This is a genomic window from Corynebacterium sp. UMB4614 (assembly GCF_030217065.1).
Lineage (GTDB): Bacteria > Actinomycetota > Actinomycetes > Mycobacteriales > Mycobacteriaceae > Corynebacterium.
The window spans coordinates 98,930-122,045 of the sequence record NZ_JASONC010000003.1 but is presented as its reverse complement, the minus strand read 5'-3'; the positions used below and the strand labels follow the sequence as shown (position 1 = coordinate 122,045).

The 23,116-nt window shown below is 66.3% G+C and carries 21 protein-coding genes; 11 read left to right on the top strand and 10 right to left on the bottom strand.

Going from position 1 to position 23,116, the window contains the following annotated elements:
- The first annotated feature begins 209 nt into the window (after positions 1-209).
- The 9 genes from QP413_RS02575 to QP413_RS02535 all read left to right on the top strand — a co-directional run bounded on the left by QP413_RS02575 (position 210) and on the right by QP413_RS02535 (position 10,395).
- The gene (locus QP413_RS02575; protein WP_284780488.1) at positions 210-1,418 is read left to right on the top strand and encodes an MFS transporter; all 1,209 of its coding nucleotides are present in this window, start codon (positions 210-212) and stop codon (positions 1,416-1,418) included.
- Positions 1,419-1,472: 54 nt separating this feature from the next.
- Positions 1,473-2,507: an exodeoxyribonuclease III gene (locus QP413_RS02570; RefSeq protein WP_284780446.1), complete on the top strand. Its 1,035-nt coding sequence runs from the start codon at positions 1,473-1,475 to the stop codon at positions 2,505-2,507.
- A 17-nt stretch (positions 2,508-2,524) separates the two neighbouring features.
- A complete protein-coding gene (locus QP413_RS02565) occupies positions 2,525-3,406 on the top strand; it encodes a trimeric intracellular cation channel family protein (protein ID WP_284780445.1) in 882 nt (293 codons plus the stop codon).
- 11 nt (positions 3,407-3,417) lie between these two features.
- Entirely contained in the window at positions 3,418-4,470 is a 1,053-nt protein-coding gene (gene trpS, locus QP413_RS02560; protein ID WP_284780443.1) for a tryptophan--tRNA ligase, read from the top strand.
- A 148-nt stretch (positions 4,471-4,618) separates the two neighbouring features.
- Positions 4,619-5,695: an inner membrane protein YhjD gene (yhjD, locus tag QP413_RS02555; RefSeq protein WP_284780442.1), complete on the top strand. Its 1,077-nt coding sequence runs from the start codon at positions 4,619-4,621 to the stop codon at positions 5,693-5,695.
- A 92-nt stretch (positions 5,696-5,787) separates the two neighbouring features.
- Positions 5,788-7,161, top strand: coding sequence for an adenosine deaminase (locus QP413_RS02550; protein ID WP_284780441.1), 1,374 nt, complete (start codon positions 5,788-5,790; stop codon positions 7,159-7,161).
- A 208-nt stretch (positions 7,162-7,369) separates the two neighbouring features.
- Positions 7,370-8,344, top strand: coding sequence for a substrate-binding domain-containing protein (locus QP413_RS02545; RefSeq protein ID WP_284780487.1), 975 nt, complete (start codon positions 7,370-7,372; stop codon positions 8,342-8,344).
- Entirely contained in the window at positions 8,345-9,493 is a 1,149-nt protein-coding gene (locus QP413_RS02540) for an ABC transporter permease (protein WP_284780440.1), read from the top strand. It abuts the gene before it with no gap.
- Between the two features lie 158 nt (positions 9,494-9,651).
- Positions 9,652-10,395 carry an ATP-binding cassette domain-containing protein gene (locus QP413_RS02535; protein ID WP_284780486.1) on the top strand — a complete coding sequence of 248 codons (744 nt, stop codon included), beginning with the start codon at positions 9,652-9,654 and terminating at the stop codon, positions 10,393-10,395.
- A 117-nt stretch (positions 10,396-10,512) separates the two neighbouring features.
- On the opposite strand, the gene QP413_RS02530 is transcribed toward QP413_RS02535, so the two are convergent.
- The 4 genes from QP413_RS02530 to QP413_RS02515 form a co-directional block, all read right to left on the bottom strand.
- Positions 10,513-11,793: a hypothetical protein gene (locus tag QP413_RS02530; protein WP_284780438.1), complete on the bottom strand. Its 1,281-nt coding sequence runs from the start codon at positions 11,791-11,793 to the stop codon at positions 10,513-10,515.
- Between the two features lie 11 nt (positions 11,794-11,804).
- Entirely contained in the window at positions 11,805-11,981 is a 177-nt protein-coding gene (locus tag QP413_RS02525) for a hypothetical protein (protein ID WP_284780437.1), read from the bottom strand.
- An 81-nt stretch (positions 11,982-12,062) separates the two neighbouring features.
- Positions 12,063-13,160, bottom strand: coding sequence for a C40 family peptidase (locus QP413_RS02520; RefSeq protein WP_284780436.1), 1,098 nt, complete (start codon positions 13,158-13,160; stop codon positions 12,063-12,065).
- The gene (locus tag QP413_RS02515) at positions 13,160-13,504 is read right to left on the bottom strand and encodes a hypothetical protein (protein ID WP_148813242.1); all 345 of its coding nucleotides are present in this window, start codon (positions 13,502-13,504) and stop codon (positions 13,160-13,162) included. Before QP413_RS02515 ends, QP413_RS02520 begins: the two co-directional genes overlap by 1 nt.
- A 135-nt stretch (positions 13,505-13,639) precedes the next feature.
- Between QP413_RS02515 and upp the strand changes: the two genes are divergently transcribed.
- A complete protein-coding gene (upp, locus tag QP413_RS02510; protein ID WP_012359692.1) occupies positions 13,640-14,287 on the top strand; it encodes a uracil phosphoribosyltransferase in 648 nt (215 codons plus the stop codon).
- On the opposite strand, the gene QP413_RS02505 is transcribed toward upp, so the two are convergent.
- Both QP413_RS02505 and QP413_RS02500 read right to left on the bottom strand, forming a co-directional pair.
- Complete coding sequence (locus tag QP413_RS02505) at positions 14,228-15,835, bottom strand: phospho-sugar mutase (protein WP_284780435.1); 1,608 nt, start codon at positions 15,833-15,835, stop codon at positions 14,228-14,230. The genes upp and QP413_RS02505 overlap by 60 nt on opposite strands.
- Before the next feature lie 17 nt (positions 15,836-15,852).
- Positions 15,853-16,701: a purine-nucleoside phosphorylase gene (locus QP413_RS02500; protein WP_148813249.1), complete on the bottom strand. Its 849-nt coding sequence runs from the start codon at positions 16,699-16,701 to the stop codon at positions 15,853-15,855.
- A 143-nt stretch (positions 16,702-16,844) separates the two neighbouring features.
- On the opposite strand from QP413_RS02500, the gene QP413_RS02495 reads away from it, so the two are divergent.
- The gene (locus QP413_RS02495; RefSeq protein ID WP_284780432.1) at positions 16,845-18,056 is read left to right on the top strand and encodes an amidohydrolase; all 1,212 of its coding nucleotides are present in this window, start codon (positions 16,845-16,847) and stop codon (positions 18,054-18,056) included.
- A 109-nt stretch (positions 18,057-18,165) separates the two neighbouring features.
- On the opposite strand, the gene QP413_RS02490 is transcribed toward QP413_RS02495, so the two are convergent.
- The 4 genes from QP413_RS02490 to QP413_RS02475 all read right to left on the bottom strand — a co-directional run bounded on the left by QP413_RS02490 (position 18,166) and on the right by QP413_RS02475 (position 22,982).
- A complete protein-coding gene (locus tag QP413_RS02490; RefSeq protein ID WP_148813251.1) occupies positions 18,166-18,723 on the bottom strand; it encodes a DUF1707 domain-containing protein in 558 nt (185 codons plus the stop codon).
- Positions 18,724-18,732: 9 nt separating this feature from the next.
- Positions 18,733-20,358 carry a glycerol kinase GlpK gene (gene glpK, locus QP413_RS02485; protein ID WP_284780429.1) on the bottom strand — a complete coding sequence of 542 codons (1,626 nt, stop codon included), beginning with the start codon at positions 20,356-20,358 and terminating at the stop codon, positions 18,733-18,735.
- An 18-nt stretch (positions 20,359-20,376) separates the two neighbouring features.
- The gene (locus QP413_RS02480) at positions 20,377-20,955 is read right to left on the bottom strand and encodes a hypothetical protein (RefSeq protein WP_284758065.1); all 579 of its coding nucleotides are present in this window, start codon (positions 20,953-20,955) and stop codon (positions 20,377-20,379) included.
- Between the two features lie 284 nt (positions 20,956-21,239).
- Positions 21,240-22,982 carry a biotin carboxylase N-terminal domain-containing protein gene (locus tag QP413_RS02475; protein WP_284780484.1) on the bottom strand — a complete coding sequence of 581 codons (1,743 nt, stop codon included), beginning with the start codon at positions 22,980-22,982 and terminating at the stop codon, positions 21,240-21,242.
- Positions 22,983-23,116 lie beyond the last annotated feature (134 nt).

The following is a 23,116-nucleotide window of genomic DNA, read 5'->3' as shown; positions in this document are numbered from 1 at the left end:
ATCGTTTTCGGTGAACAGTTAAAAGTCACTCGATTTTTATCGTGCCACCCAGCTTACGTGAAGTAGAAAAATCGTGAATCATACGGGTACTGTCGCAACTTCGCTTGCGAAAGGCGAAAAAAGTTATTAAAAATATTGATTCTTTTTCGTTACTTCGTATTCATCCAGCCCAGCCGAACGATTCTAAGAAAGCGTGCCCCGTGCCGACCATGCCGAACCGCCGCCCCGTGCCAACACAAACCACCATGGGTAGTCGGCGGAGAATTATCACCATGCTGGCCATCGCGCTCGGTGGCTTCGGCATCGGCACCACCGAGTTCGTGGCGATGGGGCTGCTGAATCTCATCGCCGAGGACTTCCAGATCTCGGAGTCCACCGCCGGGCACGTCATTTCCGCCTACGCCCTCGGCGTCGTGGTGGGCGCCCCGCTGATCACCACGCTGACCAGCACCGTGCCCCGCCGCCGACTAGCGCTGGTGCTCATGATCGCCTTCACGATCGGTAACGGGCTGACCGTGTTGGCCAGCAGCTATAACATGCTGCTGATCAGCCGCTTCATCGCCGGACTGCCACACGGTGCCTACTTCTCCGTGACCGCGCTCATCGCCGCCTCCATGGCCCCGCCGGGGCAGCGCGGCAAGGCGGTGGCCTTCTCCGGGCTGGGGCTTTCCGTGGCTACGGTCGCGGGTGTGCCCGCCGCGCAGTGGCTGGGCACCCACTTCGGATGGAACTTCGCCTTCCTGCTCGTCGCCGTGATCGGCCTGGTGACCTTCGTCGCGCTGTACATTTCACTGCCACACATGACGCTCATGCCGAAGAGCAACCCAATCACCGAGCTCGGCGCCCTGATCAACCCGCAGGTTCTGCTCACCCTGGCGATCGGCACGGTCGGCTTCGGTGGCATGTTTGCGGTCTATACCTATATTTCCTGGACGCTGACCGAGCGCGCCGGGTTCAATGAGGCCCTCATGTGGATCCCGTTGATGGTCTACGGCATCGGCATGGTTTTCGGAACCTGGTTCGGCGGCGTGCTGGCCGACCGGAACCTGGAGTACACCATCGCCGGCAGCCTCATTGCCCTGATCGTGGTGCTCAGCGCGTTCTATTTCACTTCCACCAATGCCTTCGCGGGCATTGCCAACTTCGGCCTCATTGGGTTCCTGGGCTCTTGCCTGGTCCCGAGCCTGCAGACCCGCCTGATGGACGTCGCCCGGGACGCCCAGAACCTCGCCGCGGCCCTCAACCACTCCGCGCTGAACATGGCCAACGCCGCTGGTGCTGCGATCGGTGGCGCGGTCATTGGCGCTGGCTTCGGCTATGCCGCCCCAGCTCTCGCGGGTGCGGCCCTGGCCGCCACCGGTGCGGTGGTCTGGCTGCTGGCCTTCCTGCTACGACGTCGCCAGCTCGCCACCGCCTAGCCCGCGGCTTACGCGGCTGCTGGTATGTCCGGGCCACGGCCTATATTGGTGGGCATGGGTTTTACTGTCGCTACGGTTAACGTCAACGGAATCAGGGCGGCCGCGAAGGTGCGCCACGAGAACAACCAGGGCATCCTCCCGTGGTTGGCCACCCACCCGGCTGATGTGGTGCTGATGCAGGAGGTCCGCGCCGACGAGGCGCAGACCGCCAAGGCCATCGCCCCCGCCCTGGAGGACGGCTGGCATCTCGCCCAGGCGCCAGCCGCGGCCAAGGGGCGGGCCGGGGTGGCGATCCTGTCGCGCCTTCCACTGCGGGACGTGCAGATCGGCTTCGGCCACGAGGCCAACCCGGAGCACCCGGGCGCGGTGGAGGCCGCCCGCGAATTCGATGATTCCGGCCGCTACATCGAGGCCACCGTGGACGCCGTGGTCGGGAGCACAACCCAGCCGATCACCGTGGCCTCCCTCTACCTGCCCAGTGGTGCCAGCGGCACCGAGAAGCAGGACGAGAAATTCCGCTTCCTGGATGCCTTCGCGCCCTTCATGCACCAGCGCGCAGCGGCTGCCGAGGCTGGTGGCCAGCAGATGCTCATCGGTGGCGACTGGAATATCTGCCACCGCCGCGCGGACCTAAAGAACTGGAAGCCCAACCGCAATAAGTCCGGCTTCCTGCCAGCCGAGCGTGCCTTCCTCGACCATGTGCTCGGCACCTACCCGGATGGTGCAACACAGGTGGGGGACGCGGAGGACTCCGGCCGGGCCGGTAATCCTGCCGGGGCGGCCGAGGACTTCTTCGGTGCGGTGGACTACCAGCCCGGCGAGCTCGCCCAGGCCCGCATCGCGGCAGGCGCCGCCACCCAGCCAGGCTGGCACGACGCCGTGCGCCACCTCCACCCCGACGAGGACGGCCCGTACTCCTGGTGGAGCTACCGCGGCAAGGCCTTCGACACGAACGCGGGCTGGCGCATCGACCTGCACGCCGTCACCGGCGGGCTGCTGGAGCACACTACCGTCGCCCGGGTGGACAAGGCACCCACCTACGACCAGCGCTGGTCCGACCACAGCCCCGTGATCCTCGAGTTCCGCTAAGCCCACCGGGAGACGGCATGTTCCTGATCGTCCTCTTCGTCATCGGCATCACCGCCGAAGGCGCGACCGGAGCCCTGGCCGCCGGTCGCGAGCGCATGGACCTCTTCGGCGTGGCCATCATCGCCTGCGTGACCGCCATCGGTGGCGGCTCCGTCCGCGACGTGCTGCTGGGGAACTACCCGCTGGTGTGGGTGGAAAACCCGATGTACCTGGTCTTTGTGCTCGTCGCTGCGTTCATCACCGTGGCGATCCCCGTGATGATGACTTACTTCCACTGGGTCTTCCTCATCCTCGACGCCGTGGGGCTATCTGTGTTCACGGTGCTCGGCACGCAGATCGCCCTGGGCGCTGGGCATGGGGCGCTCATCGCAATCGTCGCGGCGGTGCTCACCGGGGTTTTCGGCGGAGTGCTCCGCGACATCATGAGTAACCGCGTCCCTCTGGTTTTCCAGGGGGACCTCTACGCCTCGGTCGCGGTCTCCGGGTCCATCCTGTACCTGGCGCTCAACGCCGCCGGGGTGAACGACAACGTTAACGCGATCATCGTGCTCGCATTCACCTTCGGCCTGCGGCTGTGCGCCATCTTCTTCCACTGGTCCCTGCCTGTCTTCGAGTACCAGGAGCGTGAGTTCACCCGCGACCGGGAGCACAGCCTGTCCAACCGTTTGCTGAACAAGGCCCGGGAACTGCGCCCCGCAGGACCACGCCAGCTGCGCATCACGGAGGGGATCGCCGGGCTGCGGCACCGTCACCACGGCGAAGACCCGGGCGAGACCGCCACAGGAAAAAATCCACAGACCGGCGGACAACCGGCGCCCGAGGGGGACGTCGACAAGGAATGTGGCTGCGATTGCCACGGACAGGGGGATGGCGACACGTCGCCGAAACCTGGTGAGTAGCATTAGAAAACATGACAAGCAGCGAAAACCCACAGCACAGCGATAGCGGCGCGAAGAAGCAGCGCGTCGTCTCCGGACTCCAGCCGACCAGCGACTCCTACCACCTGGGTAATTACCTCGGGGCGGTCAAGCAGTTCATTACCCTGCAGGATGACTACGACGCCTTCTACTTCATCCCGGATCAGCACGCCATCACCGTGCCGGGATATAGCCCGAAGGACCTGCGCAACCGCACCCTCGCCGGTGCCGCGCAGCTACTCGCGCTAGGCATCGACCCGGATCGCTCCACCCTCTTCGTGCAGTCGCACGTCCCGGAACACAGCCAGCTCGCGTGGGTGCTGATGTGCATCACCGGTGACGGCGAAGCCCGCCGCATGACCCAGTTCAAGGACAAGTCCAGCAAGCAGGGCAATGAGAACACCACCTCCGGCCTCTACGCCTACCCGATGCTCATGGCCGCGGACATCCTGCTTTACCGCCCGCACCTCGTGCCAGTGGGGGAGGACCAGCGCCAGCACCTGGAGCTGACCCGCAACCTCGCGGAGCGCTTCAACTCCCGCTACAAGAAGACCTTCGTGGTGCCGGAGGGCATGATCCCGCAGGGCGCGGCGAAGATTTACGACCTGCAGAACCCGACCGCGAAGATGAGCAAGTCCGCCGAGAACCCGCGTGGCCTGGTGAACCTGCTGGATGAGCCGAAGGTCTCCGCCAAGCGCATCCGGAGTGCGGTGACGGATAACGACAACGAGATCCGCTACGACGTCGAGAACAAGCCGGGTGTGTCCAACCTCCTGGTCATCCAGTCCGCCCTCGGTGACAAGAGCATCGACGAGCTCGTCGCCCAGTACCAGGAAGCCGGCTCCGGCTACGGCGACCTGAAGAAGGACACCGCCGAGGTACTCGAGGCCTTCTGCTCCCCGCTGCGCGAGAAGTACAACGAGTACATGGACGACCGCGCGGAGCTGGAGCGTGTCCTGGCAAAGGGCGCGGAGCGTGCCCGCGAGATCGCTGCGAAGACGGTGGAGCAGGTCTACGACCGCGTCGGCTTCCTGCCAAAGCCCTAAACCGGCACACCGCGACCGACGAAAACGACATAATGAGGTACGTGCCCAGGTCGGCCACCAGCCGTCCGGCGCGTGCCACAGAATGATCCGACCCCGGATCGAAAACCCGAAGCCCCGAAAGCCTGCCCAAGGAAGGATGGACGCGCTGATGGCGAAAACATCAACGACGCCCGACTATGACAAGCTCGACGCCTACGGCGTGGAACGCAGCCGCAAAGACGACGAAGGGGCGCTGGTCAAGCTCCGCGACAAGTGGCCGTGGTTCGACCACATCATGCGGATGAACGAGCGCTACGGCGAGCAGGGCGGTAACCAGTTCGCCGCGGGCATTACCTACTTCTCAGTGCTGTCCATCTTCCCGCTGACCATGCTCGTGCTGGCCACGGTCGCGATCATCCTGGCTAATAACCAGGATCTGCTGGACAAGGTCATGGACCAGGTGACGTCCATGGGTAGCGGCGAGATGGGCGACACCCTGGGCACCATCGTCGAGGGCGCGATCGATCAGCGTAAGTCCGTGTTCTCCATCGGTCTTCTGCTGGCCCTGTGGTCCGGCCTGAGCTGGATGAACCACCTGCGCATCGGCGCCTCCGAGATGTGGAAGGTCGATAACAGCCCGGAGAACTTCATCAAGGGCAAGCTCTCCGACCTGCTGGGTCTGCTGGGCCTGATCCTGGCACTGGTCGTGGCCTTCGCGGTGACCACCATCGGTAACTCGGGACTGACCGAGAAGCTGCTCGGCCTGGACGAGGTTCCGGGCATCCGCTTCATCACCTTCCTCGTGGCCTTGGTCGTTGCACTGCTGGCTAACCTGCTGGTCTTCTTTTGGCTGATGGTCTATCTGCCGCGCGCCAAGGTGCCGCGCAAGTCCGCCTTCAAGGCAGCCATCATCGGCGCGGTCGTGTTCGAGATCTTCAAGCAGTTCGCGACGATGTTCTTCTCCAACGCACTGAGCAACCCGGCGGGCGCTGCCTTCGGTCCGATCATCGGTGTGATGGTGCTGTTCTACTTCATCTGGCGCATCACCCTGTACTGCTCCGCGTGGGCAGCCACCACGCCGGAGTCCCTGGCCATGATGACCCCGCCGGTACCGCCGGCCGCGGTCATCCGCGTTCGCCAGGAGGTGCGCACCGGCTCCACGGACGCCGGCCGCGCCGGGCTGGTCGGCCTCGGGGCCGCCGCGGGTGTGGTCCTGGGTGGGGCCATCCGCTCGATCTTCAAATAAGCCGCCGGTTTCCTCACCGAGCTTCACATGGCGGGGTGGTTAGACCTCCCGCCCACCACCATGGGGCACAGCTGCCGAGTAAGCTGTGCCCCATGATTGATTCGGACGTCATTGCATCCCTGCCCAAGGTCGAACTCCACGACCACCTGGACGGCGGCCTCCGGCCAGCCACGATCGTGGAGCTGGCCGCCGAGATCGGCTACGAGCTGCCCACGACGGACCCGGTGGAGCTCGAGAAGTGGTTCTACGACGCCGCGAACTCGGGCGACCTGCCGACGTACCTGACCACCTTCGACCACACCACCGCCGTCATGCAGACGAAGGAAGCACTGGTGCGCGTCACCCGCGAGGCCGTCGAGGACCTGGCCGCGGACAACGTGGTCTACGCCGAGCTGCGCTACGCCCCCGAGCAGCACCAGGCCAACGGGCTGAGCCTGCAGGAGGTCGTGGAGGCCACCGTGCAGGGTGCGAAGGAGGGTGAGCGCGCTGCCGCCGCGAAGGGCAAGCGCATCCACGCCCGCCTGATCCTGTGCGCCATGCGGCACGCCGACCGTGCCACCGAGATCGCGCAGCTGACCGTGGATAACTACCCGATCTCCAGCCCGGGCGAGGGCTACGTGGTCGGCTTCGACATCGCCGGCGCGGAGGACGGCTTCCCCGCCGCCAACCACGCCGAGGCTTTCCAGCTGCTGCGCGAGAACCTCGTGCCCTTCACCATCCACGCCGGCGAGGCCGCGGGCGTGGAGTCCATCAAGGACGCCCTGGTTCAGGGCACCCTCCGCCTCGGCCACGGCGTGCGCATCTACGAGGACTTGAACGCCACCCTCTCCGGCATCGAGCTGGGGCCGGTAGCCCGCCACGTGCGCGACCGGGGCATCCCGCTGGAGATCTGCCCGACCTCCAACACCCAGACCGGTGTTGCCGAAGAAATCGCCGATCACCCCTTCAACCTGCTCTACGAGCTGGGCTTCGTGTGCACCGTACACACCGATAACCGCCTGGTCTCCGGCACGACGATGACCCAGGAGTTCGAGCGCCTCGCGGAGGTCTTCGACCTGGAGTACTGGCAGATGCTGGAGCTGACCACCAACGCGCTGGACCACGCCTTCTGCGATGCCCCGCTGCGCGCCGAGCTGGAGCAAACCGTGATCTACCCGGCCTACGCGAAGCTGGGGGAGGAGCTCGGCTTAAGCACCGTGGCTGGCGCGGGTGCTGCTCATGGTCACGAGCACGATCACGCGGGCCACGACCACGAGCACATCGGCGGGCCAGGCCAGGGCATCTCCGCGGGCCTGCAGGGCCTGCATAACCCGAACGGAGTGGCCGGTGCGCTTGGGGAGGACGCCAACCTGGAGCTGTCCATGGAGAACCTCAAGGCGGAGCTGGAGCAGCTCGGCCTGAGCCTCGACGACGAGCCCGGCAGCGACGAGGACTCGGTGGACGAGGACTCCGCGGAGAAGGAGTAACCACGACACCCCGCCGCCTGCGCCCACGCGCGTGGTGCCGCGGGGCGGGTCGCATCGGCGCGCTATCGCTGCAGTACAGCGCGTCTTGAAGGATTCAGAAGGCCGGCTTGTGGTTTGACTTAGGCCTCTGACCTGCGAAAAATCGGGAAACGTGCAGAAAAATAATCCCCGAATCAACACCGCGTTCAAGCGTGCCCTCGCGGTGCTCATGGCGCTGACGATGGGCGCGGTTGCGGCATGCTCCGCCACCGGCGGTCGCCCGCGCGAGAACGCGAACGGCGAGGGTGGCGCGGCCGGTGGCGTCGACACGCCCCGCTACACCGTCGCGATGATCAGCCACGGCGCACCCGGCGATACCTTCTGGGACCTGGTCCGCCGTGGCGCCGAGGACGCCGCGAAGAAGAACAACATCGAGCTGCGCTACGCCAGCTCCCCGCAGGCGCCCGACCAGGCCAACCTCGTGCGCAACGCCATCGACTCCCAGGTCGACGGCATCGCGCTCACCATGCCCACCGCCGAGGCGCTGGGCCCCATCGCCCGCCGCGCCACCGAGCAGGGTATCCCCACCGTCGGCCTGAACTCCGGAATGAGCCACTATCAGCGCTACGGGGTGTCCGCCTTCTTCGGCCAGGACGAGCACGTCGCCGGTGAGGCCGCGGGCGAGCGACTGGCCAAGGATGGTGCCAAGAAGGTGCTCTGCGTGATCCACGAGCAGGGCAACCCCTCCCAGGAAGCCCGCTGCGGCGGTGCCAAGAAGGCCCTCCAGGCCAAGGGCGGCGGCACGCTAGAGACCCTCTACGTCAACGGCATGGATATGACCAGCGTGACCTCCACGGTCCAGGCGAAGCTCGCCCAGGATCGCAACATCGACTGGGTGCTCAACCTCGTCGCCCCGGTGGCCCTGGCCTCCGTCAACTCTGCCCGTGCCGCCGGGTCTGATGCCAAGATCGTCACCTTCGACACCGACGCCGAGCTCGTCACCGCCATCAAGGACGGCACGGTGCAGTGGGCCGTGGACCAGCAGCCCTACCTGCAGGGCTACCTTGCGGTCGACGCGCTCTGGCTCGCCAAGCGCAACGGTGCAATTCCAGGTGGTGGCCAGCCCGTGTTCACCGGCCCGGCCTTCGTGGACGCCAGCAACGTGGACAAGATCGAAGACGCCGCGAAGGAGGGGCTGCGCTAAATGACTGACCCCACACCCGAGCACGCCACCGGCCCGGCAACGGCGGAGAAGAATGCCCAGGCGGCGCCGAACCTGACGTCGTCCCCGGACACAGAAACCACCGCGGAGCAGAACGCGATTAACGCAGCGGAGCAGACCGCAGACAAGTCCGGCGATAACCGTGTCCTCGCGGCCCTGAAGCGCCCCGAGCTGACCTCCCTGGTCGGCGCGATCCTCATCTTCGCGCTGTTCATGATCCTCGCCCCGGCCTTCCGCAGCGCGGACGCCTTCGCCACCGTGCTGTACTCCAGCTCCACGCTGGGCATCATCGCGCTCGGCGTGGGGCTGCTGATGATCGGCGACGAATTCGACCTGTCCTCCGGCGTCGCCGTGACCACCGCCGCGCTCGCCGCCACGATGCTGAACTACAACCTGTGGCTGAACTCGTGGACGGGCGTGTTCCTTTCCCTGATCATTTCGCTGTCCATCGGCGCGATCAACGGCTACCTGGTCACCAAGACCGGCATTCACTCCTTCCTGATCACCCTGGCGATGTTCCTCATGCTGCAGGGCATCAACCTCGCCGTGACGAAGCTGGTCACCGGGCAGGTCGCCACCCCAACGATCTCCGACATGGAGGGCTACAATTCCGCCAAGGCGTTCTTCGCCTCCAGCTTCGAGGTCTTCGGTGTGGACGTGCAGATCACCGTGGTGTGGTGGCTACTGTTCGTGGCACTGGCCAGCTGGTTGCTGTTCAAGACCCGCTTCGGTAACTGGATTTTCGCCGTCGGTGGGGACGCCGACGCCGCCCGCGCCGTGGGTGTTCCCGTGCGGCGCGTGAAGATCACCCTGTTCATGTTCGTGGCCTTCTCGGCGTGGTTCGTGGGGATGCACAACCTCTTCGCTTTCGACTCGATCCAGGCCGGGCAGGGCGTGGGTAACGAGTTCCTGTACATCATCGCCGCCGTGATCGGTGGCTGCTCGCTGACGGGTGGCCGGGGTACGGCGATCGGTACGGCCATCGGTGCGCTGATCTTCGGTATGACCAACCAGGGCATCGTGTATGCCGGCTGGAACCCGGACTGGTTCAAGTTCTTCCTCGGCGCGATGCTGCTGCTGGCCGTGCTGACCAATAATTCCTTCTCTCGGGTGCAGGGAGGTGCCAAATGACTCGCGATAACAAGCGGAAGGACGCGGCGACGGTGACGTCGACCGGGACGGGTGCGGCAGGCGACGTCGACGTCGTTGTGAAGGACGCCGGTGCCGATGGTGCCGCTGATAAGGACGCCGCCGGTGCCGAGGACGGCGCCACCCCGCCGATCATCGAGATGCGCGGCCTGGAGAAGGCCTACGGCGAGCGGCTGGTGCTCAAGGGTATCGACATGGAGATCCGCCCCGGCACCGTGACCTGCGTTCTGGGCGATAACGGTGCGGGCAAGTCCACGCTGATTAAGGCGCTCTCCGGGCTGCACCAGCCCACCGGCGGCGAGATGCTGATCGACGGGGAGCCAGCGCGACTGCGCAACCCGAAGGACGCCCTCGACCGGGGGATTGCCACCGTGTACCAGGACCTCGCGGTGGTGGGGCAGATGTCGGTGTGGCGGAACTTCTTCCTCGGCCAGGAGATCACCGGCGCGCTGGGGCGGCTGAAGGCCGACGAGATGCGCGAGATCACCGCCGAGCAGCTGGAAAAGATGGGCGTGAACCTGCCGGACGTGGAGGTGCCGATCAGCACCCTGTCCGGTGGCCAGCGGCAGGTCGTGGCGATCGCCCGGGCGATCTACTTCGGCGCGCGCGTGCTGATCCTGGACGAGCCCACCGCAGCACTGGGCGTGAAGCAGTCCGGCATGGTGCTGCGCTTCGTGAAGAAGGCCCGGGAGTCTGGGGTGGCGGTCATCTTCATTACTCACAATCCGCACCACGCCTACCTGGTGGGGGATCGCTTCATGATGCTCAACATGGGCCAGCAGGTGATGAACGCCGACCTGGCGGACGTCACACTGGAGGAGCTGACGGTGGAGATGTCCGGCGGTGGGGAGCTGGACGCGCTGAGCCACGAGCTGCGCAGCTAGCGGTATCAGGGGCAGGCCGGCCAGCAAAGCGAAAACATATGCGAAAGGGCGCCTCCCGAAAGATCATCCTTTCGGGAGGCGCCCTTTCCAGCTTCCTTAGGCAGCTAGCGGCTCACGCTAGAACTTGCTGAAGCGCTTGATGAGGTCATCCTCCAGCTGCTTCCAGCCGCGCACCTCCTCGTCGAAGGGTGCGGTCGGGGTGGTGCCCGACGGCGAGCCCGTGACGTAGGCGATGTAAGTCTGCAGGCGCGGGAAACCGACCAGAACCTTGTTCACGGCGTCGTCGCCCGCCCAGTCGGCGGCGTCGGCCAGCAGCTCATAAGCGCGGCTCAGCTGCTTCGGATCCACCGCGTCCACGGACTTGGCGATGTCCTCGCGCAGCCCGGTGAAGGTGTACTGGTTCATGTCGTGAACCGTGACCTCCAACTCGCCGGCATTCGCGGCCTGGACGATGTCGCCCCAGGTCTCCATCTCCTCGAGGTCGTGCTGCGGGGCGTCGATGAGCCAGCGCACCAGGGAGCGAGGGTTGGGGAAAGTGTTGATCTGGCCGTGGCGGCCCAGGAACACCGGCTTGCCTCCCACGTAGCAGCGCAGGGTGTAGACCCGCTGGCCGTTCAGGGAGATGCGGATCGGGTCGATACCGGCCTGCGCCCATACCGTCTTGTCATACGGGTCGGCGTTTTCATCTGCGGCGCTGCCAGCAGCGGCCTTCTCTGCGGCGGCGTCCTCCCGCTTCTTCGCGGCGGCGGCGCTGGCATCGGCCGCGGCCTTGTCTACTGCGTCGATGCGCTTCTGGGACTCCGCGACGGCCGTCTCGTCCACCTCGACCTCGGTGAGGCCGTCCTCGAGGTCGTCGAGCATCTCCGCCCACGCGCCGAGCACGATGCGGCCCATTGCGGTCCATTCTTCGACGCCGTTCTGGCCGGAGTAGTGGTCCGCGCCGCGGTAGATGTTCTGCAGCATGGAGTAGGAGCCGAACCACTTGTTGACCGACTCGATGCCAGCGACACCGCCGATGGACTGCAGCAGGCGGTATGCGCGGCTGACGTCCCGGACGTTCTCGTAGCTTGCCCGGCCGGCCAGCTGGTTCGGAGCCTCGATCAGGGAGATCTCCTGGATCTTCTGCGCCGACATCTGGGCATCGGCGTCCGCCTTGAACTCCTGCCACTTCGGGTGTTCGGCGAGCACGTGATCGTTGCTACCGACAACGTGGGCGTGGAGCTCGGCGGGGGAGGAGAACACGGAGATCGTGTCGTCCTTACCCAGGAATGCCTGCCACTTTTCGCCCCTGACGACCCACAGTGGGGCCCAGACGGTGTACCAGGTGCCGCTGGTGGTCTCCATCTTCAGCGTGACGAGCTGGTTTGGTTTAAACGTTGTCGGTTTGGAAGCTGCCATGATTGCGGATTCTACCCGGCCGGATCCGAACTCATAGCCTCGACATTGCGAAGCCGGGCGTCGAGCACCTTCGGCACCACCGCAGGGGGAGAGCCGAGGAACTGCGCCTGAAGATATTCCTGTTCCTCCGGCTGCGTGACGATCCGCGCCAAGCCCGGAACGCTCCGGGAAGAATGAGCCCCACCCATGTTGTGAATTCCCCCTTTGATAAACCGGTCCAGTGCGAACTGGCTCGGTGAACCTTTTCAGTGCCCACAGACTAACCCCGGCTAGCCGGTGGGGCGGTAGAAACCGTGGAAACCCATGCCGATGTTCTCTGTGCGGATCGGGCTGATACCCACCGGGTCGCCCGCCTCGATCAGCTGGCCGTCTTCGATGACCATCGCCACGTGACCATCCCACACCGCTAGATCCCCGGGCTGCACCTGGTCCATCGGGATCTGCGGGCCCACCGCCTGCTGATCGGCCAGGCGGGGAAGCTCCACCCCGGCCTGTCCGTAGGCCCACTGGACGAAGCCGGAGCAGTCGAAGCCCTGGCCCGGTGTGGTGCCACCCCACACGTACGGGGTGCCCAGCTGCGTCTTCGCCGCGGCCACGGCCTTGGCAGCCGCCTCGGTCGGGGCACCCGCCACAGCATCGCTAGATTCCACGGCGTCGCTGGAATCCGCAGCTGCGCCCCCATGACCTGCTTCGGGTCCTGTGGCGCTACCCGAGTGTGCTGCTGCGGGAGGCTGTCCGCTCGCCCCTTCGGACGGCGCGGGTGCTTCCGGGATCGCCTCCGCCGGCACCACGGTGGCCGTCGCCTCCTCCGCCAGTCCCAGCAACTCCTGGCCTAGCGCCTGCACGCGGGCCTCCGCCCGGCTTAGGTGTTTCAATGCGATGGCCTGCGCCTCCGCCAGCGCCACCGGTGCGGTCGGGCCGAGCAGCTGCACCGGATTCACCGCGCCACCGATCTCCGCCAGGGCTTCCATCGCGATTGCCCCGACATCCTCGATCGCCGCCAGGATGGCCTGCTGCCCGCGCCCGGCGACCGCGTCCAGCCCCTGGCGGACTTCCTCAATGAGGTCCACCGCATCCGAACCTTGCGCGAACTTGGCGGCCATCGCCCCACCGGCCTCGCCGAGCACAGCCGACCCGACTGTCTGGATGACCTCCCCGGCTAGTCCGCTGACCCCGGAACCCAGCAGCGCGGACACTCCAGGCTGCAGCGGCTGTGGGATGAGGGCTGCGATGGGTTTCACGAGCCCCAGAAAATCCGGAACACAGCCACCTCCGCCGAGCACCGAGCCAGCCATCTCCCCAAGAACGGAGCCGGCCACTTCTTCGATTACGTGCCCTCCAGCTGGTGCCAATACCGGTGCACTCATCACTGAACACCTCCCTCGAGGGCAGCAAAGCCAGCCTGGGCTGTCTGCTCATGCTCGTCCACGCGGCCCCGGAACTCATCCAGCGCACCAGCAGCGCCCTGGTAGAACCTCGCCAACTCCCCGGTGGCCCCGTGATGCCGAGCCCGGGCCTGCTGCAGTGCGGCCAGGAACCTCCCCAACTCCGGCAGGAATGGCAGCTCCACGTGTGGCGTATGCGGCGGGGCTGTCGCAGCCAGCTGCTCCGCCACTGCCCGCGCCTCCTGCGCCGCTGATTGAATCCGCTCCTGCTCGGCGATCACCTGACCGCCACTGTGTCCCCCAATACCGTTCGTCAAAGGCACCATTGTTCCCCCTGAATCTTCCCTGAATCGTCTCGGTGCGTGAAGTAACTCAGAGGTATTAGACAACGAGGACGGTCATTTGGTTCCCGCCCATGCCAATTTTCTCGCGTGCGCGGTGCTTAACGTAGATTTGGAGTCATGGACATCAAGGTGGTCAATCATCCTCTCGTGCGCGCCCGTCTGACGATTATGCGCGACGCCCGCAGCAACAACGTGGTCTTCCGCGACGCCCTCGCGGACCTCGGCGCGATGCTGATCTACGAGGCCAGCAACGACCTCGAGACTGAATCCTTCGACGTGGAAACCCCCGTCTCTACCGCCGAGGGGCACCGGCTGAAGAACCCGCCAATCATCGTCCCCATCATCCGCGCCGGCCTCGGAATGATCGACCCGGCACTCTCGATGATCCCGGACGCCCAGGTGGGCTTCATCGGCCTGGCCCGCGACGAGAAGACCCACGAGCCAGTCCCGTACCTTGAGGCCCTGCCGGATGACCTCTCCGGGCAGCCCGTCATGTTGGTCGACCCGATGCTCGCCACCGGTGGCTCCCTGCTCAATGCCGTGGAGCTGCTCGTCGAGCATGGTGCGGACGACATCACCTGCGTGTGCATGGTCTCCGCCCAGCCGGGCGTGGACAAGCTGGTGAACTCCGGCCTGCCGGTGCGCAAGCTCGTCACCGCCACGATCGACCCGGCGCTCGACGAGAACGCTTACATCGATCCGGGCCTAGGCGACGCCGGCGACCGCCTCTACGGCCCGCGGAATATCGACCTCGAGAGCCGCTAGCCCCGCCTCCACCTGCTCGCGGTCCGTGGCCTCGCCCACGGCCTCCAGGTAGAACTTCGCCTTCGGCTCCGTCCCGCTCGGCCGCGCCACGACCCGCAGCGCCACGCCGTCTGCATTACCCACCAGGCGCAGGCCCTCCGCGGCCTCCTCGCCCAGCAGTTCGGCGCTCATCGCGGCCCCCGCCAGGTTTTCCGGCGGTGCGGCCGCGAATTTTTTAATGACGTCCGTGGCCTGCGCAATGGACTCCAAGCGGATCGACAGCTGGCTGGAGCGGAAGCAACCGAACTCCTGCTCGATGACCGCTAGCTCGTCTGCCAGGCTCCGTCCCGCAGCGGCGAGCTCCGCCGCCCACGCAGCCGCGACCAACGCGGTGGCGATGCCGTCCTTATCTGCGACGATGCCGGGGGTGGGGCAGGTGCCGATGGCCTCCTCGTAGGCGAAAGCCAACTCCCCGGGGCGACCTTCCGCTGCGCGTGCCAGGTGCTTGAAGCCCGTCTTCGTCTCCACGTACTCCCACCCGCTGGCCTGGGCCATCACACCCAGCAGTTGGGAGGAGACGTAGGTCGTCGCGACCACCGGCGGGGCAGCGGCGTCTGCCGCCACGCCAGAGAGCACGCGGCGGGCCAGCAGCGGGCCGGCCTCGTTGCCACTGAGCATCCGGTAGGCCGGCTCGCCACCGGTGGGCACGCCAAGCATGCAGCGATCCGCATCCGGATCGAGTGCGATCAGCAGGTCCGCGCCGACCTCCTTGCCCAGTGCGAGCAGCAGGTCGGTCGCGCCGGGCTCCTCCGGGTTGGGGAAATCCACGCTCGGGAATTCCGGGTCCGGCCAGCGCTGCGCTGCCACCGCATGGATATCCGCGAAGCCATTGGCTTGCAGTACAGACTCCAGCGTGTCCCCGCCGACCCCATGCATCGGGGTATAGGCGATGGTCAGGGCTCGCCGTGCGGTGAGCACCGCGTTCTCGCTGCTAACAACCGGGGCGCTGATCGCGGACTCGTAGCCCTGGGATGCGCCGAGTTCTAGCTGCACGCTGCGGGAGCGGGCGACCTCCTCGGCCGTCGGCTGGGCCGCGATGGCTGCCTCGATCTCGCGATCGGCGGGGGAGACTAGCTGGGAGCCACCAGAAAGGTACAGCTTGTAGCCGTTATCGCCCTTCGGGTTGTGTGAGGCGGTGATCTGCACGCCGGCATCCAGGCCACGGTCGCGCACCAGCCAGGCCAGCACCGGGGTGGGATTGTTGCCACCCAGCAAGGTGACGGTGAAGCCCTTGGCCGCGAACACCTCGGCGGTGGCTCGCGCAAAGGTTTCGGAACCGTAGCGGGCGTCGTGGGCAACCGCTACCGCGATATCGGCTGCGGCCCGGTCTGCGTGTTGGGCGATCAACCAATCGGCCACCCCGGCGGTCGCCCGGGTGACAGTCGCGACGTTCATGCGATCCGGGCCCACGCCCACTGGGGCGCGCAGCCCCGCGGTGCCGAAACTCAAGCCCGGCTGGGAACTATTGTCCTGCGGGGCTGGAGTCGTTTCCTGCGGGGCTGTGTTCATGTCCTGCGGGGAGGGGCTCACGACTGGATCACGCTCGCGAGCAGGGAACCCATCTCCTGAGCCGCGGCCTGGCCGGCGGCCAGCACCTCCTCGTGATTCAGAGCCTCACCGGTCACCCCCGCCGCCAGGTTCGTCACCAGCGAGATGCCGAGCACGTCCACGCCAGCCTCCCGGGCAGCGATCGTCTCGTAGACGGTGGACATACCCACCAGGCCCACCCCGAAGGTGCGCAGCATGTGGATCTCCGCCGGGGTCTCGTATTGCGGCCCTGGCATCATCGCGTACACGGCCTCACGGATGCCGGGTCGCAGGGCCTTGACCTTCTCGCGCAGCTCGGGGGAGTAGGCATCCACCAGGTTCACGAAGTTCGCGCCCACCAGTGGGGTCTTTGCCGTGAAATTGATGTGATCGCTGATCAGAACCGGCTCGCCCACAGACATGCCCTCAGTCAGCCCGCCGGCCGCGTTGGTCAGCACGACCTGCTTCACCCCCGCAGCGGCAGCCGTGCGCACCGCGTGCGCGCACCGCCACAGCTCGTGGCCCTCGTAGGCGTGGGTGCGACCCAGCAGGATCAACACGTTGCGCTCGCCGATGCGCAGCGCCCGAATGGTGCCCCCGTGGCCCTCTGCGGTGGGCGGCAGGAAGCCCGGCAGATCGGACATCGGGAACTCCTGGACGTCGCTGTCCGCGGCCTCACAGACCACGTCCGCAGCTGGTCGCCAACCGGAACCCAGGACGATGGCGGCGTCGAAAGCAGAAAAACCAGTCTTCTGCAGCAACGCCGCGGCAGCCTGCTCCGCGAGCTCGTAGGGGGCCTGCCCGGGATTCGACGCAGCGGGCGAGGATTGCGCATTGTGGCTAGACATGGCCCAAGGCTACCGCGAAGTCACGCGCCACAGGGGTGGGCATATAGAATGGTGTTTCATGCGGCGTAACTAGACAACTCGGTCTTGAAGCGCCACAATCAGCAGACATCGACAATTATTGGCTTTAAGCCGGGAGGCATGCAGTGCAACACGGCGGACCCACCTCTGAGGCGGCCCAACTCACTCAGTTCGTCACCCTGTGGCTGAACGAGAACGTGGACCGTCTGATCGAGTGGCGGCGCCACCTGCACCGGAATCCGGAACTCTCCCACATGGAGGACGGCACCACCGCCTTCATCATGGGGATCCTCCGCGACGCCGGCCTTACACCGCAGGAGATGACCTGCAAGGGAGCCACCGTCGACATCGGGCCCGACACCGCACCGATGATTGCCTTCCGCGGGGACATCGACGCCCTCCCGGTCACCGAAACCACCGGCCTCGAGTTCAGCTCCACCGTGCCCGGCGTGATGCACGCCTGCGGCCACGACATGCACACCACCATCCTGCTGGGGCTCATGGTCGCCCTGGCTGCCTACGTCGAGGAGTACGGCGAGGACGCCCTGAGTGTGCGGGTGCGTGGCATCTTCCAGCCCGCCGAGGAGGTTCTGGACGGTGGGGCCAAGGACGTCATCGCGGCCGACGCCCTGCGTGGGGTGAACCAGATCTTCGCGGTGCACTGCGAACCGAAGCTGCGCTGCGGGCAGATTGGTGTGCGCGTGGGTGCGATCACCTCGGCCACGGACGTCATGGAGATCGTCCTGCGCGGCCCCGGTGGCCACACCTCGCGCCCGCACCTGACGGCGGATCTCATCAACGCCGCTGGCCTGGTCGTCACGATGCTGCCGCAGCTGCTGAGCCGGCGGGTGGACCCGCGTAGCGGCACCGTCGCCGCCTTCGGCTCGATCCACGGCGGCCAGGCCTTCAACGCGATCCCTGAGGAGGTCCGCCTCGTCGGATCCTTCCGCACCGCCGAGGTCGGGGTGTGGCGGGAGAGCGAGGCGATCGTCCGCGAGCTGCTGGACGAGATCGTCGCCCCGACGGGTGCCACCGCGGAGCTGCACTACACGAAGGGCGTGCCACCGGTGACCAACGACGACGTCGCGACCGCGCTGCTCGCGCAGTCCGTGCGTAACGTCGATCCGCACTCCCTGGTGGAGGCCCCGCAGTCCAGCGGCGGGGAGGACTTCTCCTGGTACCTGGAGCACGTGCCGGGCTCGATGGCGCGCCTGGGCACGTGGACCGGCGAGGGGGACAAGCCGGACCTGCACCGGCCGAATATCATCTTCGACGAGCGCGCCCTGGGCATTGGGGTCCGGCTCTTCGCCGGGGTCATCGACCAGTTCCGCCCCTAAGCGGAGCCCTGCGCTGTGCTCCGCGCCGGAGAGACGGCGCGACTGGGCTGGAGTCAGCGAGGGGTAGTGGCGCGGGACGCCGGGGGAGCATCAACCCACGGGGGCAGTCTTAGCGGTTGAGGCGGCGCTGCTGGCGTAGCTGGCGAACGGCGTGGCGCTGTTCGCGCTCGAGCTGCCGATTCGTCGGCATGTACCACGACTCCGGGCCAATCTTGAGCATGTACAGCAGGATCGCCACGACGGGGATGATCCACATGAACCAATCCGAGACGGTGGTCAGCATGAGTGCGCTGACCACGGAGAGTGCCATGATCCCGCCGCGGATATTGCGCCCCCGCTTGGAGGCCACGGCGACCTCCTCGGCGGTATACACCTGCCTGCCATAACCCGGCACCGCAACCACCTGCGATGGCTGCGCCTGATCGCCGCGTGGGATGCGGGGGAGATCCAGGAAAACCTCCGAGAGCTCGCCATGCACCCTGGCGTTGGCGATGTGGCGGCAGCGTTCGTCGTACTCTGAGATGTCTAGCCGGCCCGCCTCGAGGTGCTTCGAGAGCAGGTCCATGGCCTCCTCGCGCTCCTTATTCCCGATGCGGACAGCGCTGCGGGGATCGGGCCGCGAACCGTGTTCCCCCGGCCGGTTCTGCGGGTCATTCGAAAAAGTCATATAACGAGCCTACGCTTTCGTGGCCCAGTCGAAGGTGCGTTCCACAGCCTTATTCCACATGCGGTAGAGCTCGTCCCGCTCTTCTTCGGAAGCCCGTGGGGTGAAGGTGTGCTCCTCCTGCCACAGGCGCCGGATTTCCTCCTCATCCCGGAAGAAGCCCACCGCGAGGCCCGCGGCATAGGCCGCACCCAGGCAGGTGGTCTCCGTGATTTTCGGGATCGTGACGCTCACGCCCAGCTGGTCGGCCTGGAACTGCATCAGCAGGTCGTTTTCCACCATGCCGCCGTCAGCCTTCAGGCTGGTCAGCGGGACGCCGGAGTCCGCGTTCATCGCCTCGACGACCTCCCGGGTCTGGAAGGCGGTGGCCTCCAGGGCGGCGCGCGCGATGTGGGCTTTCGTCACGTAGCGGGTCAGTCCCGTGATCACCCCGCGGGCCTCGGGGCGCCAGCGGGGCGCGAGCAGCCCGGAGAAGGCGGGGACCACGTAGCAGCCACCGTTATCCGCCACGGAGCGGGCGAGGGGCTCGATCTCGTCGGCGGTGTTGAAGAAGCCCAGGGAGTCGCTGAGCCACTGCACCAGCGAGCCGGTCACGGCGATGGAACCCTCCAGCGCGTACTTCGGGGGCTGATTACCCAGCCGGTAGGCGATGGTGGTGATCAGCCCGTGCTTGCTGCGCTGCGGCTCGTCACCGGTGTTGAGCAGCAGGAAGCTGCCGGTGCCATAGGTGGACTTCGCGTCCCCCGGTTCCAGGCAGGCCTGCCCAAAGGCAGCGGCCTGCTGATCGCCCAGGATTCCCGCGATGGGCACGCCCTGCACCGGGCCGGAGCGACGCACGCGGCCGATGACCTCGCTGGAGGAGACGATCTCCGGCAGCAGGGACATCGGGATGTCCCAAATCTTGCAGAGCTCCTCGTCCCACTGTTGGGTGGACAGGTCCATCAGCATGGTGCGGGAGGCATTCGTGACGTCAGTGACGTGCTTGGCGCGCTGGCGTCCTGGCTTGGCCCCGGAACGGCGACCGGAACGGTCCGCGGAACGGGAGCGAGAGGAACGGGTCAGCTCCCAGATCACCCAGGTGTCGATCGTGCCGAAGGCCAATTCGCCGCGTTCTGCGCGCTCGCGGGCGCCGTCGACGTTGTCCAGGATCCAGCGGATTTTCGACGCCGCGAAATACGTCGACGGCGGCAGGCCGGTGCGTTCTTGGATGAGCTCCCGCTCCTCCTCTGTCAGTGCGTCGACGAGGTCGGAGGTGCGGGTGTCCTGCCAGACGATCGCGTTGTAGATCGGCTCGCCGGTGGCGCGGTCCCAGATCACCGTGGTTTCACGCTGATTGGTGATGCCGACGGCCGCGATCTCGTCCGGGGTGATGTCCTCGGAGGCAGCGGCGTCGGCCATGACGCGGCGGATGTTGAGCCGGATCTCCTCAGGGTCATGCTCCACCCAGCCCGGGTGCGGAAAAATCTGCTCGTGCGGCAGCTGGCTGCAGCTCGCGATATCACCGCGGCCGTCGAAAATGATGCAGCGCGTGGAGGTCGTCCCCTGGTCGATGGAGAGGACGAATCCTCGACGGGAGTTGGTTAGGCGGGCGTATTGCTCGGCGACCTGGTTGGAAAACTGATTCGCGAGGGCGTCCATCGTGTGCGGCTGCGGGGCCTAGCGGTTTTCCCGACCGCGGAGAACTGCGGACACGACGAGCAGTGCGATACCGCTGCCCACGCCGATCATCGAGATCCAGCGCAGGGTATTCAGCGAGCCGCCGGACTTGGCGGAGATGTAGTTCTTCCCCTCGTTGCACGCGATGTGCGCGCCCTGGATGTTCTCGGTGAACTCCACCCGGGCATAGACACCCTTGACCTTGGTGAATGGCAGGGAGACGTCCTTGATCTTGACGTCCTCGTCGGTGAGATCCTCCAGGTCCTTGACCTTGTCGTGGATGGGCTTGCTGCCGGGGCCAAAGAAACCACAGGCGGTGGCCTCGAGGGCGTCCTTATCGGCGAGCAGGTAGTAGGAGGTGTCCGCCTTCACCGCGGTGGGGTGATCCTCGGAGAAGCCCTTGACGGAGGAGAGGCTGACGATCCACGTGATCGCGCCGATGACCAGGAAGACGGCACCGATGATTCCCAGCAGCTTGGGGGAGACCCGTTGCGTGCCGCGGTCGCGCTCTTCTGCCTCGGTGGACGTGTCGGTCACCAGATCCGGTTGGTCCGTGGGGTCGAGGTGGTTATCGGTCATAGTTTTTGAAACTCCGCAAAACAGGGTGGGCACCGGGAACAAGCGAACCACGCCGCGAACTGAAAGCCACGTTCGCAGCCAGAAGCGCCGCCCCCAAGGGCATAGGCCAGGTCTCATCACTGGGGTATGGGTGACCTCCAGCGTGGACCAGATCTACTAATCCATTCTAAACAGACGCCGGTGCCGGTGGGTAGCTCACCCTCACTCTCGCGCCCTGTGTCGCCTGGCGAACTCTGTCGGAGGCGCCGGGAGCGGCAGGGCAGAAGGGGGCGGAGTCAGCGGGGCTAGTCGTCGAGAATCTCGAAGAGAGCCTGGTTCTTCGTCACGCTATCGCCCGGGGCGATAGCGAGCCCGGTGACCACGCCCGACTTGTGTGCCTGCAGGGCGTTTTCCATCTTCATAGCCTCCAGCACCAGCAGAGTGTCGCCCTCGGCGACCCGCTGGCCCTCCGAGACCTCGATCTTCACGATCGTGCCCTGCATCGGTGCGGCCACGGTATCGCCGGTGATAGCGGCCTCGCCGGCGGCGGCGCGACGGCGCGGGGCCCGCTTCGTGCGGCCTCCGGCAGCCATCAGCTCGCCCGGGACGGTGATCTCCACGCGGCGGCCCTCCACCTCGACGGTGACGCGCTGGCGGGGCAGCTTCTCCTCGCCGCCCGCCGCTGCGGATGCGTCCTCCGTCGACTCGGGCAGGGAGCCGTCCCACTCCTCTTCGATCCAGCGGGTGTAGACCTTGAAGCCATCCTCCGCGGTGAAGTCCGGGTTGTTCAGCATCTGCTGGAAGAAAGGGATGACCGTCGGCAGGCCAGCAACCTGAAACTCCCGCAGTGCACGCTTCGAGCGGGCGATGGCCTGCTCGCGGTCCTCGCCCCACACGATGAGCTTGGCCAGCATGGAGTCGAACTGACCGCCGATGACGGCGCCTTCCTCGATTCCGGAGTCCATGCGCACGCCTGGGCCGGACGGCTCGCGGTAGGCGGTGATCATGCCTGGGTTTGGCATGAAGTTATTGGCTGCGTCCTCGCCGTTGATGCGGAACTCGATGGCGTGGCCACGCAGCGTCGGGCGGCTGGTCCGGGACAGTGGGCGGCCTTCTGCGATGCGGAACTGCTCGCGCACCAGGTCCCAGCCGGTGATCTCCTCGGTGACGGGGTGCTCGACCTGCAGACGGGTGTTGACCTCCAGGAAGCTGACCAGGCCGTCGGAGCCAACCAGGTACTCCACGGTGCCCGCGCCCTGGTAACCCGCGGCGCGGCAGATCTCCTCGGCGGACTCGTAGATCCGGCGGTTCTGCTCGGCGGTCAGGAACGGGGCTGGAGCTTCCTCGATGAGTTTCTGGAATCGGCGCTGTGTAGAACAGTCGCGGGTGGAGGCGACCAGGACGTTGCCGTGCTTATCTGCCATGACCTGCGCCTCCACGTGGCGGGCGCGATCGAGGTAGCGCTCGACGAAGCACTCGCCGCGGCCGAAGGCTGCGATGGCCTCGCGGGTGGCGGAGTCGAAGAGATCTGGGATCTCCCCCATCGTGTAGGCGACCTTCATGCCGCGGCCACCGCCACCGAAGGAGGCCTTCACGGCAACCGGGAGGCCGTGTTCCTTGGCGAACTCCTCGACCTCGGCGGCGCTGGAAACGGGGTGCTTCGTTCCCGGTGTCATGGGAGCATCGACCATCGCGGCGATCTGGCGTGCGGTGACCTTGTCGCCGAGGCGGTCGATGGCCTCCGGCGGCGGGCCGATCCAGTTCAGGCCAGCGCCGATGACGGCGCGGGCGAAGTCCGCGTTCTCTGCGAGGAAGCCGTAGCCGGGGTGGATGGCATCGGCGCCGGACTCCTTGGCCGCGGCGATCAGCTTGTCGATGTTCAGGTAGCTCTCGGCGGAGGTCTGCCCGCCCAGCGCGAAGGCCTCGTCGGCCATGCGGACGTACGGGGCATCGGCATCCGGCTCGGCGTAGACCGCGACGGAGGCGATGCCCTCGTCCTGTGCGGCGCGGATGATGCGGATCGCGATTTCGCCGCGGTTGGCGATCATCACCTTCTTGATGGGGGTGATGCCCTCGGAGCTGGCCGTCGCAGCAGCATCTTGAGCTGGCGCGCTCGACACCTGATCCGTCTTGGCCGTCACGACGTTAACTCCTCCAATGTGGGTCCTCTTTGAACTCATCA

What these genes read in the sequence shown, in the direction of transcription:
- QP413_RS02575 (WP_284780488.1), top strand. Translation starts at nt 210, where the DNA reads ATGCCGAACCGCCGCCCCGTGCCAACACAAACCACCATGGGTAGTCGG.
- QP413_RS02570 (WP_284780446.1), top strand. Translation starts at nt 1,473, where the DNA reads ATGGGTTTTACTGTCGCTACGGTTAACGTCAACGGAATCAGGGCGGCC.
- QP413_RS02565 (WP_284780445.1), top strand. Translation starts at nt 2,525, where the DNA reads ATGTTCCTGATCGTCCTCTTCGTCATCGGCATCACCGCCGAAGGCGCG.
- trpS (WP_284780443.1), top strand. Translation starts at nt 3,418, where the DNA reads ATGACAAGCAGCGAAAACCCACAGCACAGCGATAGCGGCGCGAAGAAG.
- yhjD (WP_284780442.1), top strand. Translation starts at nt 4,619, where the DNA reads ATGGCGAAAACATCAACGACGCCCGACTATGACAAGCTCGACGCCTAC.
- QP413_RS02550 (WP_284780441.1), top strand. Translation starts at nt 5,788, where the DNA reads ATGATTGATTCGGACGTCATTGCATCCCTGCCCAAGGTCGAACTCCAC.
- QP413_RS02545 (WP_284780487.1), top strand. Translation starts at nt 7,370, where the DNA reads ATGGCGCTGACGATGGGCGCGGTTGCGGCATGCTCCGCCACCGGCGGT.
- QP413_RS02540 (WP_284780440.1), top strand. Translation starts at nt 8,345, where the DNA reads ATGACTGACCCCACACCCGAGCACGCCACCGGCCCGGCAACGGCGGAG.
- QP413_RS02535 (WP_284780486.1), top strand. Translation starts at nt 9,652, where the DNA reads ATGCGCGGCCTGGAGAAGGCCTACGGCGAGCGGCTGGTGCTCAAGGGT.
- QP413_RS02530 (WP_284780438.1), bottom strand. Translation starts at nt 11,793, where the DNA reads ATGGCAGCTTCCAAACCGACAACGTTTAAACCAAACCAGCTCGTCACG.
- QP413_RS02525 (WP_284780437.1), bottom strand. Translation starts at nt 11,981, where the DNA reads ATGGGTGGGGCTCATTCTTCCCGGAGCGTTCCGGGCTTGGCGCGGATC.
- QP413_RS02520 (WP_284780436.1), bottom strand. Translation starts at nt 13,160, where the DNA reads ATGAGTGCACCGGTATTGGCACCAGCTGGAGGGCACGTAATCGAAGAA.
- QP413_RS02515 (WP_148813242.1), bottom strand. Translation starts at nt 13,504, where the DNA reads ATGGTGCCTTTGACGAACGGTATTGGGGGACACAGTGGCGGTCAGGTG.
- upp (WP_012359692.1), top strand. Translation starts at nt 13,640, where the DNA reads ATGGACATCAAGGTGGTCAATCATCCTCTCGTGCGCGCCCGTCTGACG.
- QP413_RS02505 (WP_284780435.1), bottom strand. Translation starts at nt 15,835, where the DNA reads ATGAACACAGCCCCGCAGGAAACGACTCCAGCCCCGCAGGACAATAGT.
- QP413_RS02500 (WP_148813249.1), bottom strand. Translation starts at nt 16,701, where the DNA reads ATGTCTAGCCACAATGCGCAATCCTCGCCCGCTGCGTCGAATCCCGGG.
- QP413_RS02490 (WP_148813251.1), bottom strand. Translation starts at nt 18,723, where the DNA reads ATGACTTTTTCGAATGACCCGCAGAACCGGCCGGGGGAACACGGTTCG.
- glpK (WP_284780429.1), bottom strand. Translation starts at nt 20,358, where the DNA reads ATGGACGCCCTCGCGAATCAGTTTTCCAACCAGGTCGCCGAGCAATAC.
- QP413_RS02480 (WP_284758065.1), bottom strand. Translation starts at nt 20,955, where the DNA reads ATGACCGATAACCACCTCGACCCCACGGACCAACCGGATCTGGTGACC.
- QP413_RS02475 (WP_284780484.1), bottom strand. Translation starts at nt 22,982, where the DNA reads ATGATCGCCAACCGCGGCGAAATCGCGATCCGCATCATCCGCGCCGCA.